Here is a 10,000-nt window from a genome sequence, read left to right as displayed (position 1 = left end):
TGGCTGGTACAGAGCTCGCCGCTACTCTGCTTGCAGCCCTGCCACCTTTGCTGCTGAACAGCAGCCGCCACGCAGCTTCAGCGCCCGCTTTGTGTTGTGCCTGCCTGATCGAACCTGAACATCTGGCGCAACAATGGGATATAGTCAAAAAGCTTGGCCACAGCCTGTTATTGCAAGACATAGACTCTTTGTATCAGCAGGTTCGCCAACTTGCACCTGGTCAGAAATTACAGTTGGTACAATTGGCTATTCCCAGTCTGAAGCAGTTATCCAGACAACAATTTGAGGATTTCCAGCAGCTCTGTCTGACCCTCAGTCAGGCTGACGGTAAAGAGAATTTACTAGAGTGGACTTTGCTCAGTTGGCTGCGGCATTGTGTAGGAAGCCAGTTTGACCCAGGCTTATTGCACAAAAAAGACCAGGCTGCTCAGCTTTCGACAATACGGCCTGCTGCCCTGGCCTTATTAGCTGTGTGTGCAGATCAGGCTTCGCAGCCTCAGCAACTGCAAGCCTGGCAGGCTGGTCTGCAGGCTTTGGGACTGGATAAGCAAACGCAGCGGCCAGCCGTCAGCTTTGAGCAGTTGCACTCTTACTTGCCTGAACTGATACAGACGACAGCCCTGTTGAAAAAACAACTCTGGCAGATGCTCAAAGCTGCTGTGTCGGCCGATCAACGGATCAATCCACACGAAGAGATGTTGTTGCGCGCTTTTGCATTATTGCTTGAATTGCCACTGAGCCCTGGCGAATTCAGCCGCTAAATTGAGCCCTGTTACTGCGCTGTTACTGCATCTGGCTGCGGAGCAATTGCTCAAACTGCTCTGCAGGCAAAGGTTTGCTTCGTAAATAACCTTGATAATAGTCACAGCCTTGCATAGACAAATAGTCCAGTTGGGCTTGCTGCTCAACCCCTTCAGCCAAAGCTTTTAAGCCTAAAATATGCGCCATTGAAATAATAGCTGTCACTATGGCCTGACTCTCACTGTTATGTGCCACATCATCGATAAAACTCTTATCAATTTTCAGCACATCCAATTGATAACGCTGCAAATAGGCAAATGATGAATAGCCTGTACCGAAGTCATCTATAGCCAGTTTGATCCCCATAGCATGCAAGTCGGACAATACTATTTCAGCTTGTTGTTCCCGCGACATGATGGCGCTTTCCGTCAGCTCCAGTTCAAGTAGCTCTGCCGGGAACCCGGTCTGCTGCAATACTTCTTTAGTCCTCGCCCCTATATCACCATGGCTGAATTGATGTGAAGATAAATTTACCGCCAATTTTAAATCAGGTAAGCCCAATTTCCGCCACAATGCGCCCTGACGGCAGGTTTCGGTCAGTACCCAATCTCCTATCACGCCTATCAACCCTGTGTCTTCTGCTATAGGAATAAATAGTGCAGGAGAGATCAGCCCTTCTACCGGATCATTCCAGCGGATCAGCGCTTCGGCACCAACAATCTGTCCGGTTTTTATATCTGTTTGTGGCTGGTAATACACTAAAAACTGCTGCTGAGCTAAGGCACCACGTAAACGGGCTTCCAAATCGATACGCTGGCGGGCATACAGTGTCAGATCATCCGAATAATAAGCAAAACGGCCACGGCCTTGCTCTTTCGCTCTGTATAAAGCTGCATCGGCATTACTTAATAAGGTTTCGCCATCCGAACCATGATCCGGGTAGACAGAAATACCAATACTGGCGCCAATCCGTACTTCGGCATTGTTACTTAACAGCCAGGGATGGCTCATATCCTTGATCAATTGGGTCGCAAAACGGGCAGCATCTTCGCTTTGGTGCAGTTGCTCCAGCAAAATAATAAATTCATCACCGCCAAAACGCGCCACAGTATCTATATCTCTTAAACGCTGTTTTAGCGAAGCAGCGACCAGTTTGAGCAGTTCGTCACCAGAGGGATGACCAAAACTGTCGTTGATGTACTTAAAGCGGTCCAAATCCATCATCAAAACCGCAAACTGATGCTGATCCCGCTTGGCTAAATCTACTGCATTTTGTAAGCGAGAGCTCATCAGCAAACGGTTGGGTAAATCGGTCAGAACATCGTGATGAGCCAGATAAGCCAGCTCCTGCTCCGATGCCTTTAACTGAGTAATATCGGCAAACACCGCCACGTAGTGGCTCACTTGTTGCGTCGCATCAAGGATGCTGTTAATGCTCAATAATTCAGGGTAAATCTCCCCATTTTTACGCCTGTTCCATACTTCGCCCTGCCAATGCCCTTGTTCAGCCAGCTCTTGCCACATTTGCTGATAAAAAGCCTGGTCATGACGCCCTGAAGCGAACATAGCAGGCGTATTACCTATGACCTCATCTTCCTGATAACCCAGCATTTGCAACAAAGATTGGTTGACCTGAATGATCCGATTTGATGCATCGGTCACCATAATACCTTCACGGGTACTTTCAAAAACTGCGGCAGCTTGTTGCAGTGATGATTCAAATTGCTGCCGTTTGACAGCATTCCCCAGAGCTGTTGCCAGTAAATTCAATGCATCCAGTTCGACCTGATTCCATTCCCGGCAACTATGATGTTGCTCTACTCCCAAAAGCCCCCACCACAATCCGTCGACCATCACTGGCATCAGCGCTATAGCCTGCACCCGAAAACGTTTCAGCACAGGTTGTAGCATGGCGTCCATCTCTGTGGCCTGCCCTGCCACTATATTGCCTTTAGCCAGTTGCTCAATAGCCGGATACCAGCGTGACAGTTTATTGTTCAGCTCTTTGAAAGTGCGGACATGCTCTTTTTGATCCCGCCGCCAGTGGGTTAATAAAGTCCCGCTGACCAGCTCCTGCAGCACACTGGTCTGATACAAATAAATCGCATCAACAGCTAAAGCTCTGCTGATCGAAGGCATCATGCTGCGCAATAACTGTAACCAATCGCTGTGTTGTAAAAAACGAGCAGCCATATCGGCCAGATTAGACATGACCAAAGCCCGCTGTTTTAACTGCCGGCGAAATTCAACTTCAGCACTGATATCGTCTATGGTGACTAATGCTCCACAAAGTTGTTCTTGCTCAAATAAAGGCTGAGCGTTGACCTTCAGCCAGCGTTGAACATTTCCCCGCTCTATGCCCATCACTACATCCTGGACAGGCTTAGCGGTGCGGAGCACCTCGTTACTTGGATACAATTCTGCAGGAAACTCTGAACCATCTTCGAAAATAGTTCTCCAGTGTTCTGCATGCGGAATATTGCCCTTCATTTCATCCAGGCTGCTATTGAGCATCTGCTCAGCCGCCTGATTAGCGTCCACTATAGCGCCAGTCTTGTCATGCAGTACTAAGCCCTCTGACATTGTATTAAACAATGTCTTGAGCTTATCGTTGGTCGCCTCTTGCTCAGACCTGGCCTGCTTAAGCTCAGTGATATCCACCATAGCGCCAATGATTTGCTGGCGCCCCTCTACAAGGGCTGGTAGTAGCCGCAAGTCATCGCGGATAGAACGCACCGCGCCTGTAGCGTCATAAAATCTATATTCATGGCGGTAATGTCCATGCTTCAGGGTGAGCTCTATCGCGTTGCCCGCTGAAGGTTTGTCATCAGGGTGAAGCCCACGTTCCCACCAGGACTCGGTTAACGACTGCTCAACACTGTAGCCAAACAAACGGTCTATGTTGTTGCTTACCCAGGTCGTACGGCAACTGGTGCCGTCCACTTCGATCCGGTGCAGTACGGTAGAACTGGCTGACAAAATGGCATCCAGCTGCTGTGAGTTCTGCATTTGTTGCTGATGGCTACGATTGAGATCTGCATACAACTGGCGTTTTTCTGTGACATCGTCAAAAGTCGCCAGTAACAGATCTGGCTGTCCTTCCTGGCTAAACCTTTGCATCATAAGTTTGATAGTCAGAATGCGACCTGAGCTATGCTTCAACTGAATATCCGACTCAACAAAGTTTTGTTCTCTGCCAACAAAACTGCCTGTCATAAATTGTTCTGTGTTATGCGCTAAATCACGCAAAGACATCACCAGTAATTCCTGCTCAGAGTAGCCAAGCACTGATTGCAGTTTTTTATTCACACGGATAAAGGGCTGGTGAATACGAGACAAAATTGCCATACCGGAAAAGGGTAAATCAAAAAAAGCCTGTACTGTTTTGTCCTGTTCTGTCTGCTTGGCGGCTAATGCCAACTGATGAGACTGAATCAACTCCCGCCAATAAAACAAAGCGCCGAGCACCAGCAGCATTAACAAAGCACCTGAGATCACAGACATCCACAATAGCAAAGTTTCCAGCGGTAACAGCACCTCTGCTACGTCAATCTTACTGACCAGCATCCAATTGGTATTCTGCACCGGAGTGTAAGCACCAAGAACTTCCTGCCCCCGGTAATCCAAACCTTCTGCAGTATGGAACTGCCGTTGTCGCAAGGCTTTGGCGGCAAGTAAAGGACCGTCAATATCCACTGTGGTCATCACTGCTTGCTGAGGATGGCGTAATGGATTTAAAAATACGACAGAGCGGTCTTGCTGCTGTACCAGTATGACTTCAGCGGTAGGACTGGATACTGGCCAATTTTGTACCGCAGGAAACAAGTATTGACTGGTGTCGACAACAAACGCCAACTGATAAATGTGCGCTCCAATAGCAAGGGGCAAAAACCAGCTTAACTGACAATAGCGCTGAGTATTTTGACTGTCACATTGGGCTGCTGGTTGTGGCACATTTAAATCCACAGACAAGAGATCAAACTTTACTTCAGCGCCAAGCGATAACAGCAACTGTTTATCTTCGTCAAATAACAATACGGAACTAAATGAATGTTGTGCAATCATTGAAGCCAGTCGATTACGGACATCAAGTTGCTGCTCTTCGCTTCCCGACTCAAGGTACAGCTGTAACTTTTGCCTGAAGGAGCTGTCACGGGACAAACCTGCGATATCGTAGTGCCGCTCAGCCAGCCAAAGCTCCAGTTGTTGCTTTTTAATATCTGTTACAGTACGCAAATCTGCCAGCGCTTCTGCTTTTAACTGATTGCCATGTACCCATTTAGTTATAACGGCCATAGTGGGTATTGCCAGTAAAAACGCCAGGATCAACGCGATCAGTCGCAGTTGCTTGTAGCGCACCGAAACAGGAGAATCAAAAAACTGCTGTTTACGCCAGGTTGCAAGAAGCAAATAAAGCAGACATCCGCTGATACAGACAAATGCCACCCCCTTCACTGTACCTAGCAACGAATTGGTTTCAGGGTCAGTGATGGTCAGATGCAACAAATGATCAGAGCCAAAAATCCATAACAATGCAAAACTGCAGTAAAGCAGCACAATACGAATAGCAGTTAAAGGGTAAGCAGGTGTCGCCATGTATATCCGTGTCAGTTTATTGTTCTAATTAGTTTTATTTCAGCAACAGCTGTCGCTGAGCTTTTGGTAAGCCTTGGATCACCAAAAGCCTCGACTGTTCTATTTGTCTTTTAATTTCCTGCTCTGGCACAGTGTAATTTAAATTGAGCGTGTTCCAGTGCTTTTTGTTCATATGGTAACCAGGTTGTATCGCAGGAAAAATATCACGCAACGCCAGAGCTTCATCCGGATCACATTTTAAATTCAACCTCGTTTTGCCTTGGTCTGTGCCAAGGATAGCAAAGATTTTGCCTTTTACTTTATAGACATAGATATTTGGGCCAAAAGGAAAATCTTCCTCTGTACCCAAGAGTCCGAGACAATAGTCACGCGCCAGGGAAAAATCCATTCAGTAGGTCCACAGCAGATGCAGAAACAACAAGGCTGCACACAGCAGCCTTGTTCGCGTAGATCATTTGCTGGTGTGTAACTTCATCCAGCTAAATACTTCGTTATACCAACGCTCAGCGTTACGTGGTTTTAAGATCCAGTGGTTTTCATCCGGGAAAATCACCAGTTTGGATTCAATCCCTTTACGCTGCAAAGTGGTAAAAGCACCTAATCCCTGCGCGTAAGGCACCCGGAAATCTTTTAAGCCATGAAGCACCAGCATAGGTGTTTTCCAGTTAGCGACAAAAGCAGACGGATTAAACTTCTGATAATCGCCTTCTTTGTTCCACACCGGACCACCCATGTCATGTTCTGGGAACCACAACTCTTCGGTGCTGCCGTAAAAACTTGGCATATCGAATAAACCGGCGTGATTGACTAAACATTTAAAACCTTCGGGCCAGTTACCAGCAATCCAATTCATCATGTAACCGCCGTACGATGCACCTAAAGCACAGGCGTTTTTAGCATCCAGCCATTTTTCTTTTTCAGTGATAAATGCCAGGCCTTTTTGTAAATCCACTAAAGGCTTACCACCCCAATCGCGGGCAATAGAATCAGTAAAAGCCTGACCATAGCCGGTAGAACCGTGGAAATCGATCATCACTACGCCATAACCCTGAGCGGCCCATAACTGCGCATTCCAACGGTAGTTAAACATATTGCCAAAGCTGCCTTGCGGCCCGCCGTGCACAATAAAGGCAATAGGGTATTTCTGGCCTTCTTTGTAATTGACGGGTTTCATCCAATAACCATGCACCGTTTCATCATTGGCACCAGGGAAATTAAACTGAGCAAATTCTGCAAACTGAATATCGGCCAGTGCTTCTTTATTGATTTGAGTCAGAGCCGTTGGCGCGCCGGTTTCTGCTGTGATCTGGTAAATATCCGTAGGTTTGTCCAGACTGTGATTAGTAAAAATAAGTTTATTGCCTGTTACATTCAGATCGCCCGCTGTACCCTCGGCATAGACTTTACTGATATCACCAAAACTGGTGTTTATAGAAAAAATGCCATGCTGGCCTGTATCCTGGGCCGTGACATAAATGGTTCTGTTGTCTGCACCAAATTTATAATCACTGATCGATCTGTCCCACTCAGGCGCGAGCTCTTTGCGCTGGCCTGTCACCATGTCCAGTAAAATCAGACCAAAACGATCGGCTTCATACACCGGCTTTTTCATTGCCAAATAGGCCATAAAGCGGCCATCACTGGAGAATGAAGGCTTAGCATCCCAGGCCGCATTGTCACGGGTTAAGTTGACTTTTTCACCGCCTTTGAGCGACACCTGAAAAATATCAAAATTGGTATGCCACGCCTGATCGACACCAGGAATTTTAGCGCTAAACACAAGATTTTTGCCGTCCGGGGTAAAAGACACTTCGGTGATACCGGCGATATCTGTGTTCCACTCCGGCAATAAATCTTTGGCTTCTGTTACTTTTTTAGCTGTTAAATCGGCAACATACAAATGGCTTCTGAATTCGTCTGCCCAGGTATCCCAATGACGCACCATCAATTGATCGTATACCATAGCACTGTCTTGTTGACCTGCTTTGACCTGTTTTGCTTCTACTGTGCAGGATAAGGTTTCGCAACCTGGTTTAGCCGCCATTTGCAGCACAAGTTTACTGCCATCAGCTGAGACTAAAAAACCATCCACGTCCAAAGGTAAATCTGTGATTTGTTGTGCTTCACCACCAGTGATCGGCAGACGCCAAACCTGAGAACTTCCGGAGCGACCAGCGATAAAATATAAGGCGCTGCTGTCGTTACTCCAGGCGACGCTGTGTTCTTTATCATCGTTAAAGGTCAGGCGGCTGACTTTATTACCTTGTTGCAAGTCCATCAGGTATAAATCTGCGCTGGTATCGGCAGGAGCCAGCCCGCCATTTTTCTGGCCGTACACCAGATAACGGCCATCAGGGGAAACGACCACATCATAGACTTTGTTTAATTTATTTAAGTGTTCGATGGTCAACGGAGTTTTAGCAACAGCGGCACCGCTTAGCAGAGCTGCGGTCAGAAAGATCCAGGCTTTCATAGATTCTCCCAGTAGAAAAACGCCCTGAAAGTCAGGGCGTTATTAATCATTTTTTAGTTATTGGCAAGTTCAGCTATCTTCACTTTCCAAATAGCAGGTCCTTGTTTATGCACGTTATTTCCCTGACTGTCAACAGCCACAGTCACTGGCATATCCTCTACGTCAAACTCGTAGATGGCTTCCATACCTAAATCAGCAAAGGCGACAACGCGGGACTTTTTAATAGCTTTGGACACTAAATAAGCAGCACCACCTACCGCCATTAAATACACTGCTTTGTGCTCTTTGATGCTTTCTACTGTTTTGTCGCCGCGCTCGGATTTACCAATCATGCCCAGTAAACCAAACTTACCAAGCATCATGTCGGTGAATTTATCCATACGAGTGGCCGTAGTTGGGCCAGCCGGGCCTACCACTTCAGAACCTACTGCATCTACAGGGCCTACGTAGTAAATAAAGCGGTTTTTAAAGTCAACGCCTTCTGGCAAAGCTTCGCCTTTGGCCAGCATATCAGCTATGCGTTTGTGCGCAGCGTCACGGCCTGTCAGCATTTTACCGGACAGTAATACAGTTTCACCGGCTTTCCACTCCAGTACGTCGGCAGGAGTCACAGTATCTAAATTTACCCGGCGTACATTGTTACCAAGCTCCCAGGTCACTTCAGGCCAGTCTTCCAGCTTAGGTGGCGTTAAAACCGCAGGGCCTGAACCATCTAAATGGAAATGCACGTGACGGGTCGCGGCGCAGTTAGGGATCATCACCACAGGTTTAGATGCTGCGTGCGTGGCAACTGACTTGATTTTTACATCTACAACTGTAGTTAAGCCGCCCAGGCCCTGAGCACCAATACCCAGCTTGTTGACTTTGTCGTACAGCTCAACACGTAATTTTTCATCAGCTGTTTCAGCACCTTTTTCCAGCAAGTCCTGAATATCCACTGGCTCCATCAGGGCTTCTTTGGCCAGTACTGCTGCTTTTTCTGCGGTACCGCCAATACCTATGCCCAACATGCCTGGTGGACACCAGCCGGCACCCATTTTTGGCAGAGTTTCCAGCACCCACTCCACCACCGAATCGGAAGGATTGAGCATCACCATTTTGGTTTTATTTTCGCTGCCGCCACCTTTGGCCGCAATAGCGACTTCAACGTGGTGGCCAGGGATCATATCGATATGCACTACGGAAGGCGTGTTATCCTGAGTGTTTTTCCGGGCGCCTGCAGGGTCAGCCACAATAGACGCACGCAGCGGGTTATGTGGATTCAGATAAGCACGGCGTGTGCCTTCGTCCACCATTTGCTGCACAGTCATATCGGTTTTGTCCCATTTCACGTCCATACCAATTTTCACGAAACAGGTCACAATACCAGTGTCCTGACAGATAGGTCTGTTGCCTTCAGCTGACATTCGGGAGTTGATCAGGATTTGCGCTATCGCATCTTTAGCGGCCTGGTTTTGCTCTTTGTGGTAGGCCTTTTCCAAAGCCTGGACAAAATCCAGTGGATGATAAAAGGAGATATACTGTAACGCATCTTCAATGCTGTCGATAAAGTCTTGCTGGCGAATCACCGTCATACTGTGCCCTTCCATTATTCCCCGTCGATCTAGACGCTGTAGTTTTGTTGATTGCGCTTTTTGCCCCGACCACATAGTGACCTATGCGCCAAAAGACTCACTCGCTTGTCGTCGCGCTACAACTCTAAATATTTCGGGTAATATAAGTTCTGTGGTTGTGAAATTTCCTGTTGGCTGTTCTGCATCCAGACCAAAAGGCATTTTTCGTGTTCAGGTTAACTAATGCTGATATCATACAGCGCAACAGATCCAGCGGCTAGTCAACAGACGTATTTTTGCCGGAACCAGCCCGTTTTACGAGACGATTTATGTCACAGTTTTTAAAGTTAGATGCCAAGGCAACGCATCTGCTCGAGTATTTTTCTGCTATTGCAGCAGAACCATGGTCCATGTTGCTAGACTCAGCAGCCAGTCAGCATGTCAACAGTCGTTTTGATATTCTGGTCGCTCGGCCTGTCGCTACCCTGGTTTATCAAAAGGGCGAATTAACCCAAACCGAACAGGGTCAAAGCCAGTTATTGCAGATGGATCCCTTTGGCGCCTTACAGCAATTAACCAACCGCTATTTCCCACACCAGACAAAGCCAGCTGAACAGCAAAATTTACCTTTTATTGG

4 protein-coding genes and 2 pseudogenes are annotated in these 10,000 nt (G+C 47.4%); 2 read left to right on the top strand and 4 right to left on the bottom strand.

Going from position 1 to position 10,000, the window contains the following annotated elements:
• A pseudogene (locus LDL40_RS02795) lies at window positions 1-761 on the top strand (peptidase); the annotation flags it as partial.
• Between the two features lie 22 nt (window positions 762-783).
• Here LDL40_RS02795 and LDL40_RS02790 read toward each other — a convergent pair.
• From LDL40_RS02790 to LDL40_RS02775, 4 genes are all read right to left on the bottom strand, one after another.
• Window positions 784-5,337 carry an EAL domain-containing protein gene (locus tag LDL40_RS02790; RefSeq protein ID WP_300993570.1) on the bottom strand — a complete coding sequence of 1,518 codons (4,554 nt, stop codon included), beginning with the start codon at window positions 5,335-5,337 and terminating at the stop codon, window positions 784-786.
• Window positions 5,338-5,371: 34 nt separating this feature from the next.
• Window positions 5,372-5,725 (bottom strand): MmcQ/YjbR family DNA-binding protein, encoded by a 354-nt coding sequence (locus tag LDL40_RS02785; protein ID WP_300993569.1) that lies wholly within the window; start codon window positions 5,723-5,725, stop codon window positions 5,372-5,374.
• A 63-nt stretch (window positions 5,726-5,788) separates the two neighbouring features.
• Window positions 5,789-7,810 carry a S9 family peptidase gene (locus tag LDL40_RS02780; RefSeq protein ID WP_300993568.1) on the bottom strand — a complete coding sequence of 674 codons (2,022 nt, stop codon included), beginning with the start codon at window positions 7,808-7,810 and terminating at the stop codon, window positions 5,789-5,791.
• A 53-nt stretch (window positions 7,811-7,863) separates the two neighbouring features.
• On the bottom strand, window positions 7,864-9,384 hold the full coding sequence (locus LDL40_RS02775; protein ID WP_300993567.1) for a fumarate hydratase: 1,521 nt from the start codon (window positions 9,382-9,384) through the stop codon (window positions 7,864-7,866).
• A 308-nt stretch (window positions 9,385-9,692) separates the two neighbouring features.
• On the opposite strand from LDL40_RS02775, the pseudogene pabB reads away from it, so the two are divergent.
• Window positions 9,693-10,000: pseudogene (gene pabB, locus LDL40_RS02770) on the top strand (aminodeoxychorismate synthase component I); the annotation flags it as partial.

The sequence above is a fragment of the Rheinheimera sp. genome (genome assembly GCF_020217005.1).
Taxonomy (GTDB): Bacteria; Pseudomonadota; Gammaproteobacteria; order Enterobacterales; family Alteromonadaceae; genus Pararheinheimera.
The sequence above is the reverse complement of the archived record's forward strand: the minus strand, read 5'-3'. Positions and strand labels throughout refer to the sequence as shown.